The sequence below is a fragment of the Alkaliphilus metalliredigens QYMF genome, assembly GCF_000016985.1.
Lineage (GTDB): Bacteria > Bacillota > Clostridia > Peptostreptococcales > Natronincolaceae > Alkaliphilus_A > Alkaliphilus_A metalliredigens.
On record NC_009633.1, the window covers coordinates 4,319,423 to 4,337,553 of the forward strand.

Genomic DNA, 18,131 nt, shown 5'->3' on the forward strand with positions numbered 1-18,131 from the left:
CCCTTTATCTAATTCGCTGTAGGTCCTTCTTCATGTCAATGACTGCCTCCCTAGATGATAGGGCAAACTCTTTTTCAGTAAATTGTTTCTGATATTTTTCATTTCTATAGGCTGCAATAATTCCCCTTGATGAGTTAATAATGGCCCCTAAACCGTCTTGATTAAAGTATCCCTTTAAATCTTCAGCCGTTGCACCCTGGGCCCCATATCCAGGCACCAGGAAGTAGCTCCTTGGCATGAGCTTTCTAAGATCCGCTGCTTGCTCTGGATGAGTGGCTCCCACCACGGCTCCCACTTGACTATATCCTTTTTTCCCAATGAGCTGTGCTCCCCATTGGTTCACAGAGCGCCCCACCCTTTCGTAAAGCTTTTCTCCCCCTACATCTAAGTCTTGAAATTCTCCACTGTTTGGATTAGAGGTTTTCACTAGAATAAACAGTCCCTTATCATAGGTTTTACAGTTTTGAATGTAAGGCTCAATGGAATCTACTCCTAGGTAAGGATTTAGGGTGATAGCATCTTGATTAAAAACCGTATAGCTTTCCTCTTCTATTTCAACTCTTCCAATATGTCCTTGGGAGTAAGCCTCTGCTGTGGAAGCAATGTCACTTCTTTTTATATCCCCGATGACAATGAGTCCCTTTTCCTTTGCATAATCAATGGTTTTAATATATGCCTCCATTCCTTCAGGACCATATTGCTCATACATCGCCACCTGGGGTTTGATAGCGGGTACCAAGTCATATATTGTATCAATTATTTCTTTGTTAAAACGATAGAATATTTCACCTGCAGCCTTCGGTGTTTTCCCATGTATTTCATAAGCTTCTTCTTTAATGTGCTTTGGTATCAAATTCAATCTTGGGTCTAAACCCACAACAATGGGCGCTTGGGTTTCTTCTATTTTCTTGATTAATCTATCTATCATGATTTATCCCTCCATTTAATCTTTATAATGACAACCCTATCTAAATCAAACTTTCTTATTAATGCTTTAGCTCCCCATTTTCCACAATAATTTCTCCTGCAACAATGGTGAACATAACTTTTCCCTTCACCTTACTCCCATGAAAGGGACTGTTATTGCTCTTTGATGCAAAGGTGTTAACATCTATTTCATATTCTAGATTAGAATCAAGGATTGTTATATCTGCTATTTTCCCAACCTGTATCGTTCCTTTATCAATTCCCAATAGCTTTGCTGGATTGATGGTCATCTTTTCGATAAAGCTCATGGGTGTTAAAAGTTTTGTTGCTACCAACTCTGTCATCCCTATGGATAAGGCAGTTTCTAGACCTACAATACCAAAGGGTGCTTGATGAAACTCCTGATTCTTTTCATCTGCATGATGGGGTGCATGGTCTGTGGCAATCACTTCAATGGTTCCATCTACTAACCCTTGCTTGATGGCATCCACATCCTCTCCAGTTCTCAGAGGCGGATTCATTTTGGAATTGGTAAAATCTTTTTCTACAATATCCTCAGTTAAAGCGAAGTGATGGGGACACACCTCTGCTGTTACGTTTTCACCCCTTTGCTTTGCCTCACGGGTTAGCTCTACGCCACCCTTGGTACTCACATGGCATAGGTGTAGCTTTACCCCGGTATTTCTTGCTAAAATGATGTCTCTGGCGATGATAACTTCCTCTGCATCTCTTCCTAGACCCTTGATTCCTAAGGCTTCTGCTTTTTTTCCTGCATTCATAGCTCCCCCTTGAACTAATGTATGATCCTCACAGTGGGAAAACACAGGTATGTTGGCAGCCTTAGCCTGCTCCATGGCTTTCTTTAGTAGGGCGCTATCCATGACTGTTTTACCATCTTCGCTGATACCACAAATCCCGGATTCTACTAGCTTTTCAACATCTACTAATTCCTTTCCCATCTGTCCTTTGGTAATACTTCCGATGGGCAGTACATTAACAACAGCTTGCCTCTTGGTCTTTTCTTTGATGTATTGAACAATCTCTACCGAATCGACAACAGGCTGAGTGTTTGGCATACAGCATATGGTTGTAAATCCACCCATTGCTGCACTTTTGCTTCCCGTTTCAATTGTTTCCTTATGTTCAAACCCCGGTTCTCTCAAATGCACATGGACATCAATGAGTCCCGGCACCACCCAATATCCTTTTGCATCAATGATTTCATCGGCTTCTTGATTGATTTCATCTTGTACCTCTACAATTTTTTCATTGAGAACCAATATATCTTTTATGGCATCTAATTTTGTCGCCGGGTCAATGACTCTTCCATTTTTAATTAATAGTTTCATTTCACACACTCCTTTAAAATATTTATAAAATTCCTCTGATGCGATTTCTTTAATAAGTGCTTAAAATTTCTATCCTCTGCTTTCTGATGAATCCTATTCAACTAGAAATTTCATCTTTCTCTTAAGAAAAACGAAAGGACCATAGAGAGATTATTGATTAAATAATCTCTCTATGGTCCTATTGTGCCCCAATATAAAAGGAAAAACTAAAAACATAGGCTGAACTGGGTTGAAAACCTCCATGAACGCCTTCCCTTTAGTCTTTCTATTTTTTTGTATATTAAAAAACTCGCAAAAAAAATACGCAGTGATGAACTCCATCTCAATTCCTCCCTTTCTGGCCTCTCTGGACCACCTTAAAGGTCGACATGCGTTTGTCGATATTATTTTTTACTTTTAAGCATTTTTACTATTTTATCATAAGGTTACTTTGTTTGTCAATATTTTATTCCCAAAGACAGTTAACAAAGATAAACCAACAAAAAGCACCTCCAACTGATGGTGGAGGTGCTTTTTATATTTTACATATGTTTTATAGCTTACTTTGCGTTTACTGCCGCTTTTTCAATTGTAGAGATATATCCTCCAACTGTTACTGTAGCAGAAGTAACAAGGTCAGTCTCAGCTGGTCTTCCTTCTTCAAGCTCCATAGCAGTAATTTCTGCAATTGTTCTACCTGTCATCCACTCTTCTAATGAAGCAGCTTGCTCAAACCACTCTTTTTCAATTCCTGATGCTCTTTTCATTCCATAGTCATCACCAAGCTCAACCTTAGTTTTGAAATCCCCATCTTTATCAGTTGTGATTTGACCGTCTACATCAATGTCAATTTTTGTTTGCGCTACATCAATGATTGTTCCAACAACGACACCGTCTGCATCAAGTGCAACAACATTCATAGTCGTATCAACCTGTGCAAGTGCTCCATTGTCACCTTCTGCAGATTTAGACTTTGCAATTGAAATTTCAGTACCAAGACCTACTTTTACAGCTCCAGCTTCAACTTCTACAGCATTGTTGTATGCTTCTTCAAGGGCTGCTAAATAAGTATCAACTGTTATTGTAGCAGAAGTGATAAGATCAGCATCCGCTGGTCTATTTTCTTCAAGTTCCATAGCCATGATTTCTGCTACTGTTTTACCTATCATCCACTCTTCTAAAGCAGCTGCTTGCTCAAACCACTCTTTTTCAATTCCTGATGCTCTTTTCATTCCATAATCATCACCAAGCTCAAGCTTAGTTTTGAATTCTCCATCTTTATCAGATGTTAATTGTACATCTGCATCAAAATCTACTTTTGTTTGTGCTACGTCTATTGTTACACTCACTACTTTACCTTCTGCATCAAATCCAGCAGCAACCATTGTTGTATCCACTTGTGCAAGTGGTACAGTATCACCGTCTAAACTTTTCGACTTACCAATTGCAGTTCCGTGTCCAAGACCAATCGTTACCATTTCACCTTCTACTATTTCATCATTATCGGCAACTTGCTCATTTGTTGTGTCTTCAGCCTCAGCCGCACCAGTGGTGCATCCAGTTAATACCATACCAGCTAAAATAAGTACTACTAAAGTCGTTATGAACTTCTTCATCTTGTATTCCCCCTATTTATTATTTAAATTGTAATTCTTATTAATTATACCACTGTGTTTTATAATAAACAATCTTTTTTAATAAACACCATTATTTACAATATTTAGATATTAACCATTACCAGAATCCCTTATGTATTTATACTAGTATAAATAGCTGTAGCGATTGTAAGATGTCCATGATTAAACATTACTCACTTCATAAATTACCTGACTTAGACATAGGTCATAATAAAATATTAATTATCAAAGCGGGCTATTTCTCGACAGGAATCAATTATTTGTTTTATAGGAAATAAAAAAGAAGAGACTTCACAACTAAAAAAAACATCATTACTGCCCTATATTTGATCATAAGGTAGAAATGATGTTTTGAATTCATATATTTCAAATTCACAAGAGCTGTCTCTTACTTTTCAATCAACTTTGGAAAAATAAATTAAAGAGTTGAACCAGCTAAAATAATCAATGCTCTAAAAAGTCGATATAAATCTAAATAATCCCCTGATGAATAGGTAATACATCTAGCCCCTTTACGCTTCACTCCAGGCACTAGCATGGCTACCTCAGTCATAATGGTAGCGTTAAATGCAAGCTCCAATTCAATTTCCCCCTCATATTCCACCAGAGGATACTGATCTACATGACCCAATGCCCTTTGAATGGCCTCTTTATACCTTTTTTTCACTTCTTCTAAGGAGCAATTCTTAGCAGCATAACGTGCCATGGTTTCCTTCACAACCACACCCTCAATCGTACCAATCTCCTCCTTAGATTGTGCCACTACCTTATCATCCCCAGATACTAATACCACTGGCACATCAAAATAACCAGCAAGGCCAGCGTTTAAACCACACTCCCCGACTTCTTTTCCATTGATTTTTACACTGGCTACAATGCTCCCTGCATAGGTATGGTCAAAAATACCTTCAGAAGTCCCTGCCCTTGGATGATATCCAATAAAAATGACGGCATCATAGGATTGATCGATTCCTTGCATCATACTTAATGGCTTAGGGCTTCCACTGATCAATACCGCTCTTGGATAAAGCTGTTCAATTAATAAATTATCCATCCTACCATGGGAATCATTAATCACCACTTCTTTGGCTCCTGCATTAAAGGCTTCTTCCACAACCCAATTAATTTCTTCAGTCATAAGCTTCCTGGCTCGTTCATAGTTCTTTCCCAAAGGATCCGCTTGATCTCTCGAAACAACACCCCATATTCCTTCTATATCTGCTGAAATAAAGACTTTCATCTGCTTCATCCCCCCTAAATATGATTGTTATCATATAAAACACACTACAATCCATTGTTCTTCATTTTTCAAATAAACCCTTCATCATTTCCAGATCATCTAATGCAAATTAATGATTCAATAAAAATCAGTTTTTTTCTTGGTGAATGAATTTATAGATAACTCCAGTCTCGTTTATCTTTACTTGCATTCTCCAAGGTCTTATCTACAGTATCATAAAATGTGAGTTGCTCTATTGGAACAGTGGAAAAGTTAGACACAGTTAATCCGATCAGACGAATATATTCTTCGATTCCATTCTCCTCTAGGGCCTCACTGGCAATCTCATAAATTTCCTTTTCATCTCTAATATACTTCTCTATGGTTTTACCTTTGGAATGGGCTTTAAAATGAGCATCCTTCATTTTGATCGTAATGGTTCGGGCAAAAAATCCCCTTCTTTTTAAAGACTGGGAAACCTCTTGGGCAAATATGAATAGGTATTTTTTAAGCTCTTCTTTATCCATTGTATCTCTCGTTAAAGTGGTCTCTCGTCCAATGGATTTAATCTGTCGGTCTATTTCCACCATTCTTTGGTCAACTCCACGAATTCGATGGTAGATCTCCACTCCGGACTTGCCCAAAAGATCAATTAGATTTTGTTCTGACAGAGAGAGTAAATCTTCAATGGTCTCAATCCCGATCTGATTTAGCTTACTGCCAGATTTTCGCCCTATTCCAAACACTTTATGGACCGGAAGTGGTTTCAATATATCAGGAACCATCTCCTTTGTAATGATCTTAATCCCATCTGGTTTATTCCAGTCCGATGCCAATTTAGCTAAAAATTTATTATATGAAATCCCCACAGAAATTGTTAATCCTGTTTTCTGGTTCACTTGTTCTTTAATGTACTTTGCAATGTCATAGGTTTTTTCTTCACAATCCGATATATCTAGAAAGGCTTCGTCGATGGATAGGGGCTCTACTAGATCTGTCACTTCATAAAGGATATCGAAAACCTGCCTAGATACTTCCCTATATCGCTCGTGACGAACAGGCAAATAGATACCATGTGGACATCTCTGTTTTGCCATGAAAATAGGCATGGCAGAATGAATGCCAAACTTCCTTGCTTCATAGGAACATGTGCATACAATTCCGCGATTACTACTACCGCCCACAATGACCGCTTTCCCTTTCAATTCTGGCTGGTCCTGCTGCTCCACTGCAGCGAAAAATGCATCCATATCTACATGAATGATTCTATGATCCATCATGGCCACCCCCTACCCTCTTATTATACCCCAAAAAATCAAAACATAAAAACAGCCCCCAAAGCGGGGGCTATCCTAAAATTCTGCAGATTTTGGTGTTCTTGGATAGGAAATAACGTCACGAATATTAGCCATTCCTGTTAAATACATAATCGCTCTTTCAAAACCAAGTCCATATCCAGCATGTTTGACACCACCATATTTTCTTAGTTCTAAATACCACCAATACTCTTCTTCATCTAATCCCATTTGTTTCATTCGATCTGTTAATACATCTAATCTTTCTTCTCTTTGACTTCCACCGATAATTTCTCCTATCCCCGGCACTAACAAGTCCATAGCCGCAACAGTTTTATTATCATCATTCATTCTCATATAAAAAGCCTTAATATCCTTTGGATAGTCCATGACAAACACTGGCTTTTTAAATACTTTTTCTGTTAAGTATCGTTCATGTTCTGTTTGAAGGTCATGTCCCCATTCCACAGGATACTCAAATTCCTCTCCTGATTCTTGCAACATTTTGACAGCCTCTGTATAGGTTACCTTTCCAAATTCAGAATTCGCCACATGGTTTAATCTATCGATCAATCCTTTATCAACAAACTGATTGAAAAATTCAAGCTCTTCAGGTGCCTGTTCCATGACGTACCGAATCATATACTTTAACATATCCTCAGCTAATTCCATGTTGTCCTGAAGGTCTGCAAAGGCAATCTCAGGCTCGATCATCCAAAACTCTGATGCATGTCTAGCAGTATTGGAATTTTCTGCTCTAAATGTTGGTCCAAATGTATAAACCTTCTTGAAGGCTAATGCATAGGCCTCAGCAGCTAGTTGTCCACTGACTGTCAGGCTTGTTTCCTTCCCAAAGAAATCTTTCTTGAAGTCAACTTGTTGTTCTTCATCTAAAGGGATATTTTTAAAGTCTAGGGTTGAAACTCTAAACATTTCTCCTGCCCCTTCAGCATCACTGCCTGTCACAATAGGGGTATGGGTGTAAACAAAGCCCTTCTCTTGAAAGAATTGATGAATGGCAAAGGCTGCAATGGATCTTACTCTAAATACAGCCGAAAAGGCATTACTCCTTGGTCTTAAATGAGCAATTTGTCTTAAGTACTCAAATGTATGTCGTTTCTTCTGAAGTGGATAATCCTTGTGGGAGTGCGCTTCTAATTCTACATTTGTTGCCTTAATTTCAAAGGGCTGCTTTGCACCAGGTGTGATTTCTAATGTACCCTCTATTATGATGGCTGAACTAATAGTAAATTTACTTACGTCACTAAAGTTATGTAGATCTTCATCAAAGACGATCTGAATGTTTTTAAAAAATGTTCCATCATTCAATTCAATAAAACCAAAAGCCTTTGATGCACGTAATGTTCGAATCCAGCCTTCAACACGAATTGATTGACCTGCATATTGCTCGGTTTGACGATAAATTTCTTTAACTGATACTGTCTTCATCATTCTCCTCCTCTTGTGTACTTTATTAAACTACAAAAAGCCCTCCATCCCAAAACCTAGGGACGAAAGACTCTCATTTCGCGGTACCACCCTTATTGTCATCTACATGACCACTCATCAGCACAATCTTAGTTATGCTGCCCAATGAATAACGGTTTGGCTCCGGCTAAGTCTACTCTCATCATTCACAGTCTTAATGATTTCGATTAGCAACTCCGAGATGTTCTTCAATAAAGGCTTCATATCGGACTCTCACCATCACCGACTCGCTAAAACGTCCCCTATATCTACTCTTCTCTTCATCGTCTTTTAATTTCTAGTTCCATTTATTGATATTATAATCTTTTAAGCAAAAGATGTCAAAATTATTTAACTCTATTTTACCCGCAGCCTTTATATTTATTCTACACATAGGAATAAGAAATGAAGTTGAGTTTATATTTTTTTAATTTCTTCATTATTGGCAAAGAAGATTAGTCGAATCATCAGGATAATGCCACCGACTCCTGGGAGAAAATAAGTTGGTACATGGTCTACAATGAGACCCGAAATTAACAACCCTAGGGGAGCAATGGCAATGGCCATGGTACTGACTAAGCTCAATACCCTCCCCCTAATTTCATTAGGAATTTGTCTTTGAATAAGTACCATAAAAGGAATATCAATTAAGGCAACAATAAAGCCTATGAATCCCATAATGATGATATAGTAAATAAAGTAAGTCTGATTTGAATACCCGCTAAAGTAAGGTGTGACAGGAATTGCCACTGCTATAATCAACAAAACAAATAAGGTCATCAACAAAATCAATCGCTTATATAAGCTCTCTTTTTCAGGTAAAAAAGAAAGTAATATGGCCCCCAAAAGCATTCCTGCAGGCCATAGTCCATTAATGATGCCAAACTGTTCTGGAGACATTTGGAGAACATGATTTAATATATAGGGTAATGGAACCGTAATTGAAATTTGTAAAATAAAATTGATTAATATTGAAAAAGAAAGCACGTTGAACAGCATCTTGTTACTTCTAAAAAAGGTCCAGCCTTCTAACATTTCTTTCCACAACAATTTTCTTTCTTTTGGTAGTTGGCTGTGGTGAGACTGGTTATAGTCAAACTGTATAAAGTACTCTGAAACCCCTGATAAAACAAATGAAATTCCATTAATTAATAAAAACAACTTGATGTCTACCAATGCAAAAATAAGTCCACCTAGAAAAGGCCCACTAATGGCAGCGATGGAAGTAATACTCTGTCCCAAAGAGTTAATCCGCATTAGGTGCTTTGCATCAACTAGATTAGGCTTACTTGCTTCTAATGATACATCAAAGAACACATTACAGGTTGTCAGTAGGAATGAAAACAAAAATACATAACCCAATCTAATCCCGTTCACTGTACTCAATCCATAAAACAGGAGCATTAGTAGCCCACATATTAAGTCCATGCCTACCACAATCTTTTTACGATCAAAACGATCCGCAATGACTCCAGCAATAGGACCAAACAGTACCCTAGGGAGCATACCAAAAATCAAGGTACTGGCAAAAGAGAGCCCTGAACCCGTCATATTGAGAACATATAATCCAATGGCAAAGCTGTAGATCTGTGTCCCAAATAAAGATGCAAACTTTCCTGCTATAAATAAGACTAAATTTCGCTTTCCAATTGTATCTTTTTTATTTAAACTCATTGCACTTATTCCTGGATTCATGTGATTTCCCTCCAATAAACTTATGATTGTTTTGTTAACTTCATTTTATATTAGGGGGTTTTCACAAGGTCAATGACCTTATTCTCTCTTTTTCACTAAAAAATCAGTAAAGATGGGGTTGACGCCACCTTTACTGATCCTTTTTTCCGTAATACACAAATTCATAAATTTTATTCCCATTGACAAAGGGTTCATACTTTTCCTCCGTATCAACAAAGCCTAGTTGTTTAGTCTCTAATTGCTTAAAATCAGAGTTTTGCAGTAAATTTTGTATCGTTTCTTCTTTATAAAACTTTCTTGAAATCTCAGGTAGTTGGAGTAAAAATTTCTCATAAGGCTTTACATAAACATAACATCCTACTAATTTACCCCCTATTTTAACTTTATGGCTAATCTCATCAATTAAAAAATCAGGGCTTGTAAAATGGTACACAGTGGACCCCCAATAATCGACGACGATATCCACAACCCCCTCCTTCAATGGTAACCTTGCAAGGTCAGTACAAATAAACACGAAGTGAGTTGATAGGGATTCTGCTTCTAAATATTCTTTAATCTTAGTCATTCTTTCTTGATCATGATCTGTGATAATATAATAATTACTCTCATCCATATGAGAAATAAACTGTTTTAGGAAAAAACCAGATCCCGTTCCTAGCTCTAGTATCACCTTATTTGTTAGGACCTCGCTGTTAATCATTTGGGTAGCTGTCTTTATGGCTTTATACATAAAGTTAATAAACCCTGGAGATGTTCCCTCTACATAGGATTCAATAGTTGGGGCACCCTTAATTTTGACTATCTTTTTTTTGTCTTCCTCATTCAGTTCTATATAAATACCCTTCTCTACCCCAGCACAATATCCACAATGACATTGAAATTGTCCTTCCATTAACATGTTTTTTTCAATGATGCCATTGTTTAAATCCAATGAATTTTTGCAAAGTGGACAGCATAAATGTTGAATAAATAACAAAGGAAAACCTAACTGTTTTCTCTGTTGTAATGATACGATGTTAATCTCTTCAGCTCTCTGCTGTAAATACATTACTGTTTTCGCTAAATGTTTCTGCTCAGCCACTAATTCTTCTGTCTTCTCCTCTAAAATCTTCTTATATCGTAATTGATCTTGTATTGTTCTCATACCGGTTATGCGTTTATAGGAAAATACTTTCTGAATTTCACCTAATGTAAATTTCAGCCCTTTGAGCTCTAATACCCCTTGTAGGTCATTGCTATCTTTACTGGTAAACTCATATTGACCCCCCTTTTTATGAGGTAATAACAGTCCTAGATCAATATAATGCCTGACCGTATCAATTGTAATATTGTGTTTCGCAGAAAACGCTCCAATTTTCATCTCTATCAGCTCCACTTGTGGTAAATTATTCAGACCAAAATGCCTCTAGCAAAGTATCTATTGTACTTCTATTGGAAATTGTTAAATAGTGTTTCCACTCCTTAGGAAATAGACGTTGATATCTATAGGAAGTAAATCTTTCATCAATAAGAAAAACGACACCTCTATCCTTTTCCCTTCGAATCACTCTACCGGCGGCTTGAAGTACTTTGTTCATCCCTGGATACGTATAGGCATACTCATAACCCGGACGTTTTTTTTCTTGAAAGTAATTCATTACAATGTCCGTTTCCCTTGTTATTTGAGGCAGCCCCACACCAATAATGATTGTACCGATTAATCTGTTTCCTGTTAGGTCGATCCCTTCAGAAAAAATTCCCCCAAGAACCACAAATCCAATTAATGTTTCACTGGGCTTGGATTTAAATTGACGTAAAAATCCCTCTCGCTCCGGCTCCGTCATGGTGGTTCCCTGCTCTAGTACTTTTATATCGGGGCAGGCTTCTCTAAACAATTCAAGAACCCTCCTCAAATATTCATAGGAGGGAAAGAATACCAAGTAGTTTCCCTCCTTACCCCGAACCACTTCTTTAATATATTTTATAATTGGTTCATAGCTCTCCTGACGATCCTTGTATTTTGTTGAGATATCGTTGGCCACCATAAGTTTGAGGTTTTCTTTATCGAAGGGAGAGCTTAATTGTATTTGATAATCTTCTTCATGACCACCTAAAATGTCCCTAAAGTAGTTGAGTGGGGTCAGGGTAGCAGAAAAAAAGATGGCGGCTCCCCCTCTTCTAACAGCTTGTCCTAAAAGATAAGAAGGATCTAAACAAAACAGCTTTATCACCACATCCTTATCTCGTTTTTCTACATAAGTAGTATACCTATCATCATAAAACTCTAAAATCCTCAGGAAGGCAAATGCACTAAAGTATAACTCTAATAGCGCCTCATAACCCCCTTTTCCCCGTCCTTCTTTTAACCAAATCGCTGCCTCTGATATGAAATGTCTAAGGAGCTGATCCATCTCTAAAGGAGCTTCTTTTTGAATATAAAATTCATTTTCTCCACAGTTCTTCTTTGCTTTAATCATAAAAGAATTTAATTTGTTTAGGGTCTTTGCTACCTTTGGGCTCTTGTCTTTCATCACCCGCTTTAATTCCAAAAATGTCCCTTTATTTAGTTCCGCTGAAAACATAGTTCTAGAGCGATCCACTAGATTATGGGCTTCATCAATTAAAAATGTATAGTTTTTTCCTTCCTCTTGAAAAAACCGCTTTAAGTAGACACGAGGATCAAAGACATAATTATAGTCGCATATAATACAGTCACTCCACAAAGCCAATTCTAATGAAAACTCAAAGGGACATATGTGATGTTTACGAGCATATGTCTCCATCACATCCCTTGTAAAGGCATCTTCATGGTCAAATACATCTGATAAGGCCTCATTGAGCCGGTCAAAGTGCCCCTTGGCAAAGCGACACTCATCTGTATTGCAGCTACCTACCTTTTCAAAACAGATCTTATCCTTTGCGGTTAAGGTGATGGTCTTATATGCTAGTCCCTTTTCTCTGATTTTCACAATGGCCTCCTCCGCCACCTGTCTGGTAATGGTCTTGGCTGTTAGATAAAATATTTTAGATGTCATTCCCTCTCCCATCGCCTTCACCCCAGGAAAGAGGGTTGATATTGTTTTACCAGTACCCGTTGGGGCTTGGGCAAAAAGCTTCTTTTTTCCTCTGATGGTTTTATACGTCGCAACAGCCAGCTCTCTTTGTCCTTTACGGTAGGCTTCAAATGGAAATTTCATGTCCTTAATACTTAAATCCCTTTTCATCTCCCATTTCTCAATCCGATGAGCCCATTGAAAATATTGTTTAATTAAATCATAAAAAAATGCCTCTAATTCACAGATGGTTATTGTCCTTCTAAATCTTTTTATTTCCTGTGTCTCCAATTGATAGTACGTTAATTGAACCCCTATGGCTTCTAAATTGTTCTCCTTGGCATAAATATATGCATAGCATTGGGCTTGTCCCCAGTGAATGGGGTAATCATTTTCTTCTATTTCATCAAGGGATTTTGTCACTGTTTTGATTTCGTCGATAATGACTTTTTCATCCTCTAGGATTATGCCGTCAGCTCGGCCTTTTACAGTCATTTTATGCTCTTGATAATCAAAACTGTACTTTAGGGTAATCTCTGAAGTATCATTTTCCCCATAATTCTTCTGTATTTTTTGATGGGCTCTGGTGCCTTCTATGGCACTACTCCCTCCAGAAAAACCACTGTCTAGATTACCACTACGCAGTACAAATTCCACTAGATTCCCTACAGAAACCTTTATCTCCCGCTGTTCTTCCACCTTAATCCATCCTTTTTACTCCGATTAACTACATTTCTATATTTGAGGAAACTGCATCATTATCTTTAAAGAATAACAGTGTAAGAAGATGTAAAATGTAACCTAAAAATCGTAGATTGGGAGCCATTTACATGAGCTATTCCAATTCTGTGAAATCTTCATGAAATTCTTCAGAACCAGTCCTGATCAAAGCAATAAATAAAATTTGAATAATAAATCCACCTATACCCAAAAGAATCCAACCTCCTAATATGATACCCTGAGGTACATTCCATATAAATGGTTGCCCTAGGAGCAGCAAAAATCTAATGATTAAATACGCCTTCCACCTGGAATGACATTGCTGTGCTAGCTCCTTCAACTCTCTCTCTACAGCTAAAATTCTTGTTCCTTCAAAAATATAATAAGCCAATAACAACTCGATAATACCCGATATCATATTGACTCCCATTTCAAGCATGGAGTAGGAAAGAAGACCTTCAGCCCCCGCTAAAAGATTAGGATCCCCCCTATATAAATCCGGTATAGTCAAAAATATTAAAACAAAGGCCAAGGGTCTTGCTTTTTTGAATATATCATGATAGTTCGTTAATCCTCCTAAGGCTGAGAAAATGATGATATACCCCACAAAGTCAGGAAGTAGATTAAATTCATTAAATCTGATATCAAAAAATGTGATTAATAGACCCCAAAAAAGCCTGCTATAATATTCTTTAATCATTGCTTTACCTCCGCTCTTTTATGATTTGTCTAATCTGTCTTGAACTAAATTGTGGTCTATTTTGAATATAAAGAGATTGAATCCTTCTTACTCCTTCCACTGTTTCAATTAACAGCATTGCCTCTATATCAATAAATAAATGATATCGTTGATCATGTTCTTCTGTGGAATCAAAGTAATAACTGATTTTGATTTGTTCTCCTGAATTAAATTCCATTGGAAAATGAATATCCTTAATAGTGAGTCCATCTATCTGAAATAAACTTCCTTGAACGTCTCTCATCCTTTCATATGTCCTCCGAAGCTCTTCCTGGCTCTTTAGATCTTCTTCATTTATGGACTCCATAAATGCACTTTCCGATTCCATTATTTCCTCTAAACGGATCTTAGATGGATTCATATAAAGATGCAAAAATCCTTCCAATTTTCTCTTGTTGTCATATTCAAAGCTTAATACCTTCAAGGATTCTTCTACCTTATGAAGACTATAACTATTCCCATTGCTAGAGCCACCTCCACTAACCTGAGAAAGCGCTCTTTCCTCCCAATCGATAGCTTCTCTTTTTTGTATTTTAATTTCACCTATATCCACCTGCTGAGAGGTCCCATTGTTAAAATACACAGTCATTTCATTAAATACAATGCCATCCTCATTTAACCATGAATGCATCTCTTCATCAGTGATTTCTACCACCATGACCCCTAAGTTATGCTGAACATAATCTATACTATATTGTTCTGAAACTCTAATACGTTCAGAGGGTATACCAGGAATATCTATTCTATAAATATTGACATTGTCGTTTTTATTAATTAAATAACGAATTTCAAAGGATACCAATTCCCTTAGTCCTCGATCATAATAGTGTTCCATAAATAACGGTTCCTCCAATTGATAGCTTTGAAAATACATAAAATTTCCTATCCACGAAAAAACAATCAATAAAATCCCTGTCACAGCTATTTTTTTATTCACCGTAATGCCCCCCATTTATCATTGGTCACCCTCATATTTTACAGCTACTCTTTCCACCAGTCAAAGTGTTATTTTTTTGTTTTATAACAATAATAAAAGTGTAGCCTTCGAACCCTTATCAAATCACAGTTCCGATCGCTACACCTATTTTAATTCTATTTAATTACAAGTAAATCCTCTTTTCTATCCCTTAGGTTTAAAAAAGATTGCCGCCATAAACCCAAAAATAATGGCTGCAGAAACCCCGGAGCTGGTCACTTCGAATATGCCAGTTAGTACACCAATGATCCCACTGCGTTCAGCTTCCATCAAGGCACCCTTAACCAGTGAATTTCCAAAGCTACTGATGGGCACAGTGGCTCCTGCTCCTGCAAATTCTACCAATGGATCATAAAGTCCCAACCCACCTAATACAGCACCACTGACAACCAATGTAGTCATTGTATGAGCAGGTGTCAATTTAAACACATCCATCATAATCTGACCGATGACACAAATGCCACCCCCAACAATAAAAGCCCAAATAAACTTTTCCATAAGTTTCACTCCTTACATTTCGATTGCTACAGCATGGGCGATACAGGGTATACTTTCTTTCTGTTGGTAGGACATAGGAGATAATAAAGCCCCTGTAGCTACCACTAGGATTCGTTTCAATTCCCCTTTACCCATTCTTTTCATCAAATGTCCATAGGTCACAGTGGCTGAGGAAGCACATCCACTTCCCCCTGCAATCACCGGCTGCTTTTCACGGTCATAAATTAAAAGTCCACAGTCTGAAAAACGTTCCTTAGATATATTTAGACCATGTTCTTGTAATAAATCTCCGGCGATATGATGTCCCACAGTTCCCAAATCTCCTGTAATAATCAGGTCGTAATAGGATGGGTCAAGTTTTGTATCTCGAAAATGTGCTTCTATGGTATCTACGGCTGCTGGTGCCATGGCCGCCCCCATATTAAAGGGGTCAGATATTCCCATATCAACGACTCTCCCAATAGTTGCCCAAAGAATTTCAGGTCCGTCTCCATCACGTGCCACCACTGCAGCTCCAGCCCCTGTCACAGTCCATTGGGCAGTTGGTGGCTTCTGGGCTCCATATTCTGTAGGATAACGGAATTGCTTTTCCACTGCTGCATTATGGCTCGAGGCGGCAGCTAAGGCATTTTTACCTGCTCCACTATCTACAATCAAAGCCGCTAAGGCTAAACTCTCCATGGAACTAGAGCAGGCTCCAAAAACCCCTAGATAGGGCATACCCAAGGTTCTTGCTGCAAAGCTACTGGATGTAATCTGATTCATTAGATCGCCACTTAAGAAAAAGTGTATATCTTCTTTTTTCATTCCAGCTTTATCTATGGCAATTTCACAGGCTTGTTCCAACAGCTTTCTTTCTGCCTTTTCAAAGCTGTCCTGCCCCAGCCATATGTCTTCATGTAAAATATCAAAATCTTCCCTTAGGGGCCCTTGGGCTTCAAATGGCCCTCCCACTGCTGCAGATGCCACTATCGTGGGCTTAGAATCAAAAATCCATGTTTGCCGTCCTTGGAGCATCTACATTCCTCCTAGCTCTTGAAATATAATTTTGATTAATGCAACTAGAAAGGCAGAAAATACCCCGTAGGCTAAAACCGGCCCTGCAATCTTAAACATATTGCCTCCCACACCTAATACAAATCCTTCACTACGATGTTCTATAGACGCTGAAGCAACGGTATTAGCAAATCCAGTTACCGGGACAGCCGTTCCTGCTCCAGCCCACTGGGCAATGTGATCATATACACCTAATCCTGTTAGTAAGGCCGAAATCATAATCAAAACCGCCACCGTTGGATTACCTGCTGTTACCTTATCAAATTCAAAATACGTCATGAAAATCCATTGTAGCCCTTGTCCTATTGTGCAAATGATTCCACCTACAAAAAATGCCTTGAAACAGTTTTTTACAACCGATCTCTGGGGTTCCCTTTCCTTTGCAAATTGCTGATACTTTTGTTGTGTTGGTGTTAATTTTTTATTCTTTTTACTAGACATTTTTCACCACCCTCTATCTCAACAAATATGGTCTGATTTTTTTCATCATCTCTTCTAGATCAGTTGCATTTTTTTGATAGACTCTCTTTGCTTCTTCTTCTTTTGTATCCAGGGAGAATTTACTTAAATCTGCCTGGGATTTTTCAAGTCCTGCATAAAGCATTTGTTTCACTTGAGGGGGTTTCATTTGGATAGAATCATCGAATAAATCCATATAGAGCTCTCCAGATCCATTAACTTGACCCACAAAAATATTATCAACTGAGATGCCATCTTTTTCTAGCTGCTCCATTAGCCACCCCCGGTTTAAACCTAAGTTACTTAGTGGTTCATCTAATATATTGCCATCTAATATCACCGTTTGAGGTGGCTTTTGAGGTGCAACCTGCTGCTCTAGATGAAAAGGTGTAATGGGTACCTTATCAGATTTCAGTATCATATTCACTTCTCCAGAGGACTCCATCACTGCAAATTCTACATCTGCCACATTAAATGCATCTTTACTCCTAAGAGAGCTTAACAGTTCCTCACCAGTTACCCGCAATTGCTTTAAATTCTCTTCCATTATCTTTCCATTTTTAATGAGCACTGTTTCCTTCCCATAGACCCAGTGATGTAGCGATTTACTCTTTAGAGACACATATTCTATAGCAATAATCAATCCACCCCATATAATCATGGCAACAATTCCCATGACGATATTTGGAATGACTTTCGTCGAAGCCAAGGCTGCTACAATCATAATGACTCCATATCCAATAAAATGAAATGGTGTCATTCTAACAATCTGCCTTTTTCCCATTAGGCGAATTAATACAAATGTAAAAAGAAAAAGACCTACTGATCTTAATACAATTTCAATCCATTCTTCCATGTGGTCAATTCACCTAATTTCCTTTGTATTGTGGTTCTTCTAATTCAATTTTTTTAATCCTATTTTCCAAATCTTTGATGATACCTTGAGTTACCTGTATTGCTTCTTCATAGGCCTGTTTTGACTCCTCATCATGAGTCTGCATTGCATATAGCTTTAGTGTGCCTTCACTTCCCTTAAGTGTTGCTAAGGTCTGCTTGACCTGCGCCCCAATTGTCATTTATTAC

Annotated in this window: 16 protein-coding genes and 1 other annotated feature; all 16 genes read right to left on the reverse strand. The window is 37.9% G+C overall.

Annotated elements, in window-relative coordinates:
- Positions 1 to 4: 4 nt before the first annotated feature.
- On the reverse strand, positions 5 to 928 hold the full coding sequence (gene pyrF / locus AMET_RS20675; RefSeq protein WP_012065240.1) for an orotidine-5'-phosphate decarboxylase: 924 nt from the start codon (positions 926 to 928) through the stop codon (positions 5 to 7).
- Positions 929 to 986: 58 nt separating this feature from the next.
- Positions 987 to 2,276 carry a dihydroorotase gene (locus AMET_RS20680; protein WP_012065241.1) on the reverse strand — a complete coding sequence of 430 codons (1,290 nt, stop codon included), beginning with the start codon at positions 2,274 to 2,276 and terminating at the stop codon, positions 987 to 989.
- A gap of 539 nt (positions 2,277 to 2,815) precedes the next feature.
- Complete coding sequence (locus tag AMET_RS20685) at positions 2,816 to 3,871, reverse strand: hypothetical protein (protein WP_012065242.1); 1,056 nt, start codon at positions 3,869 to 3,871, stop codon at positions 2,816 to 2,818.
- Positions 3,872 to 4,310: 439 nt separating this feature from the next.
- Positions 4,311 to 5,141, reverse strand: a complete 831-nt coding sequence (locus AMET_RS20690; RefSeq protein ID WP_198135370.1) for a M55 family metallopeptidase — start codon at positions 5,139 to 5,141, stop codon at positions 4,311 to 4,313.
- Between the two features lie 143 nt (positions 5,142 to 5,284).
- Positions 5,285 to 6,391 carry a DNA polymerase IV gene (locus AMET_RS20695; RefSeq protein WP_330368631.1) on the reverse strand — a complete coding sequence of 369 codons (1,107 nt, stop codon included), beginning with the start codon at positions 6,389 to 6,391 and terminating at the stop codon, positions 5,285 to 5,287.
- A gap of 72 nt (positions 6,392 to 6,463) precedes the next feature.
- A complete protein-coding gene (gene asnS / locus AMET_RS20700; protein ID WP_012065245.1) occupies positions 6,464 to 7,855 on the reverse strand; it encodes an asparagine--tRNA ligase in 1,392 nt (463 codons plus the stop codon).
- A gap of 55 nt (positions 7,856 to 7,910) precedes the next feature.
- Positions 7,911 to 8,167 (reverse strand) — a binding site (T-box leader).
- A gap of 123 nt (positions 8,168 to 8,290) precedes the next feature.
- Positions 8,291 to 9,568 (reverse strand): MFS transporter, encoded by a 1,278-nt coding sequence (locus tag AMET_RS20705; protein WP_012065246.1) that lies wholly within the window; start codon positions 9,566 to 9,568, stop codon positions 8,291 to 8,293.
- Between the two features lie 130 nt (positions 9,569 to 9,698).
- Entirely contained in the window at positions 9,699 to 10,928 is a 1,230-nt protein-coding gene (locus tag AMET_RS20710; protein ID WP_012065247.1) for a MerR family transcriptional regulator, read from the reverse strand.
- Positions 10,929 to 10,953: 25 nt separating this feature from the next.
- Entirely contained in the window at positions 10,954 to 13,299 is a 2,346-nt protein-coding gene (locus AMET_RS20715) for an ATP-dependent DNA helicase (RefSeq protein WP_012065248.1), read from the reverse strand.
- Between the two features lie 136 nt (positions 13,300 to 13,435).
- Complete coding sequence (locus AMET_RS24590; RefSeq protein ID WP_012065249.1) at positions 13,436 to 14,020, reverse strand: hypothetical protein; 585 nt, start codon at positions 14,018 to 14,020, stop codon at positions 13,436 to 13,438.
- A 4-nt stretch (positions 14,021 to 14,024) separates the two neighbouring features.
- Positions 14,025 to 14,996, reverse strand: a complete 972-nt coding sequence (locus tag AMET_RS20725) for a hypothetical protein (protein ID WP_041721185.1) — start codon at positions 14,994 to 14,996, stop codon at positions 14,025 to 14,027.
- Between the two features lie 183 nt (positions 14,997 to 15,179).
- Positions 15,180 to 15,533 (reverse strand): stage V sporulation protein AE, encoded by a 354-nt coding sequence (gene spoVAE, locus AMET_RS20730; RefSeq protein ID WP_012065251.1) that lies wholly within the window; start codon positions 15,531 to 15,533, stop codon positions 15,180 to 15,182.
- Positions 15,534 to 15,545: 12 nt separating this feature from the next.
- A complete protein-coding gene (spoVAD, locus tag AMET_RS20735; RefSeq protein ID WP_012065252.1) occupies positions 15,546 to 16,550 on the reverse strand; it encodes a stage V sporulation protein AD in 1,005 nt (334 codons plus the stop codon).
- Positions 16,551 to 17,030, reverse strand: a complete 480-nt coding sequence (gene spoVAC, locus AMET_RS20740) for a stage V sporulation protein AC (RefSeq protein WP_012065253.1) — start codon at positions 17,028 to 17,030, stop codon at positions 16,551 to 16,553. It lies immediately after the preceding gene.
- Between the two features lie 13 nt (positions 17,031 to 17,043).
- Positions 17,044 to 17,904, reverse strand: a complete 861-nt coding sequence (locus AMET_RS20745) for a DUF421 domain-containing protein (RefSeq protein WP_012065254.1) — start codon at positions 17,902 to 17,904, stop codon at positions 17,044 to 17,046.
- A gap of 13 nt (positions 17,905 to 17,917) precedes the next feature.
- A complete protein-coding gene (locus AMET_RS20750; protein WP_012065255.1) occupies positions 17,918 to 18,124 on the reverse strand; it encodes a DUF1657 domain-containing protein in 207 nt (68 codons plus the stop codon).
- Positions 18,125 to 18,131: the final 7 nt, after the last annotated feature.